This window comes from Stenotrophomonas sp. SrG, from assembly GCF_050031795.1.
GTDB lineage: Bacteria > Pseudomonadota > Gammaproteobacteria > Xanthomonadales > Xanthomonadaceae > Stenotrophomonas > Stenotrophomonas rhizophila_A.
The window spans coordinates 1-245 of record NZ_JBNBBE010000811.1 but is presented as its reverse complement, the minus strand read 5'-3'; the positions used below and the strand labels follow the sequence as shown (position 1 = coordinate 245).

Genomic DNA, 245 nt, shown 5'->3' with positions numbered 1-245 from the left:
CACCGGCACCGCGAAGAGGCTCGGCACCGCCACGAGCGGCGACGGCGTGTACCAGGCGAAGTCGTCGCCCTCCTCGAACCCCGTGGTCTGCCACACGGCCGACACCACCGGCGCGTCGGCTTCGACCTCCACGGTGTAGGAGCCCACCGGCAGTCCGCCGAGGTCGATCTCGACGGGACGGCCGCCCACGAGCGGGACGACCTCGGGGTCGAGCGCCGGCTCGTCGCGACCGATGGGTGTGACGG

At 73.5% G+C, this 245-nt stretch carries 1 protein-coding gene; it reads right to left on the bottom strand.

The genetic code is table 11. From position 1 onward, the window contains the following. The coding region (locus ACQG3P_RS21805; protein ID WP_426806218.1) for a DUF5719 family protein at positions 1-245 on the bottom strand (245 nt) is incomplete at both ends.